The organism is Rhodococcus sp. EPR-157 (genome assembly GCF_001647195.1).
In the GTDB taxonomy this organism is placed as follows: domain Bacteria; phylum Actinomycetota; class Actinomycetes; order Mycobacteriales; family Mycobacteriaceae; genus Rhodococcoides.
On sequence record NZ_LVCV01000368.1, the window covers coordinates 1 to 1,944 of the forward strand.

Annotated in this window: 1 protein-coding gene and 1 pseudogene; both read left to right on the forward strand. The window is 64.1% G+C overall.

Annotated features, from left to right (window positions below):
- Positions 1-82: 82 nt before the first annotated feature.
- Positions 83-1,300, forward strand: coding sequence for a methionine adenosyltransferase (gene metK, locus A2J03_RS16965; RefSeq protein ID WP_068376132.1), 1,218 nt, complete (start codon positions 83-85; stop codon positions 1,298-1,300).
- Positions 1,246-1,944 (forward strand): annotated as a pseudogene (locus A2J03_RS16970) (primosome assembly protein PriA); the annotation flags it as partial. The gene metK and the pseudogene A2J03_RS16970, both read left to right, overlap by 55 nt.

Consider the following 1,944-nt stretch of genomic DNA (forward strand, 5'->3'; position numbering starts at 1 on the left):
GTCTCTTCGGGACTGCGGCGCCGACACTTGTCCAGATAGCTTGGCCGAAACGAATGCGATGACACACGTCGAGAGGAAATCCGTGAGCAAGCCCGGCAGTCGGCTCTTCACCAGTGAATCGGTGACAGAGGGTCACCCAGACAAGATCTGCGACGCGATCAGCGACTCCATTCTCGATGCATTGCTCGCCGAGGACCCACGGTCACGAGTGGCCGTCGAGACGTTGGTCACCACCGGGCAGGTCCATGTCGCAGGCGAGGTCAACACGACTGCGTGGGCGGACATCCCCAAGATCGTCCGCGAGAAGGTCCTCGAAATCGGGTACGACTCGTCGGCCAAGGGATTCGACGGCAATTCGTGTGGGGTAAATGTCGCTATCGGTGCACAGTCTCCTGAAATCGCTCAAGGCGTCGACAATTCCCACGAAGCCAGAGTCGAGGGTCTGTCCGACGACGAGATCGATCGTCAGGGTGCAGGTGATCAGGGACTGATGTTCGGTTACGCCAACACCGACACCCCCGAGCTGATGCCGCTGCCGATCGCTCTGGCGCACCGGCTGGCGCGTCGACTCACCGAGGTGCGCAAGAGTGGTGTGCTGCCGTACTTGCGTCCGGATGGCAAGACCCAGGTCACCATCGAATACGACGGTGACCGAGCAGTTCGACTCGACACCGTCGTCGTGTCCACGCAGCACGCTGCCGACATCGACCTGGACAACCTGCTGACTCCCGACATCCGTGAAAAGGTGCTCGGAGCTGTCCTCGCGGATCTCGACGTGTCCACTCTGGACACGTCGAACGTTCGGCTTCTCGTGAATCCGACCGGCAAGTTCGTCCTCGGTGGGCCTATGGGCGATGCGGGCCTGACCGGTCGCAAGATCATCGTCGACACGTACGGGGGCATGGCGCGTCACGGCGGCGGAGCGTTCTCGGGCAAGGATCCGTCCAAGGTCGACCGTAGCGCCGCGTACGCGATGCGCTGGGTCGCCAAGAATGCCGTCGCGGCGGGGCTTGCGGACCGCATCGAGGTGCAGGTTGCCTACGCGATCGGCAAAGCGGCGCCCGTCGGATTGTTCGTCGAGACGTTCGGCACCGAGAAGACAGACCCGGCGCGTATCCAGGCCGCGATTTCCGAGGTCTTCGATCTACGTCCGGGCGCGATCATCCGCGACCTCGATCTGCTCCGCCCGATCTACGCGCAGACCGCTGCGTACGGCCACTTCGGTCGTACGGATATCGACCTGCCATGGGAGTCGACCGACCGGGCCGACAAGCTTCGCGCGGCCGCGGGACTCGCCTGAGCGGGGTAACTTCAGCGGCAGCATCCGAGCTTCCCATTGCTCGGGTGCTGCCGCTCTTGCCTCTCCCGCACCTCGACCGCGAATTCGACTACCTCGTTCCCGCGCAGTTCGATTCCGACGCCAAACCTGGTGTTCGCGTTCGTATTAGGTTTGCCGGCAGGCTCGTCGACGGCTACATTCTCGAGCGGGCGGCGACCAGTGACCATTCGGGCAAACTTGGCTTTCTCGACCGGGTCGTGTCTGCGGAGCGGGTGCTGACCCCCGAGATCACCGAGTTGGTATCCGCAGTGGCGCATCGGTACGCCGGTACCAGAGCAGATGTGCTGAGGTTGGCGGTGCCGCCGCGGCACGCGAAGGTGGAATCCGAGCCTGTTCCCGAGGTGCCCAGCATCGCAGCGCCCACCGACGTCACAGGGTGGGATCAATACACCCACGGCGGCGCGTTCGTCGATGCTGTGCGCGCGAATCGCAGTCCCCGCGCAGTGTGGCAGGCGCTTCCCGGTGAGGATTGGCCCCGCCGTATCGCCGAGATCGCCGCAGTGACGGCAAGTTCCGGACGAAGTGCGGTCATAGTCGTCCCCGACCAACGTGACCTGGCCCGGATGACGGCAGCGTGCGAGTCGGTGGTGGGAGCCGATACGGTG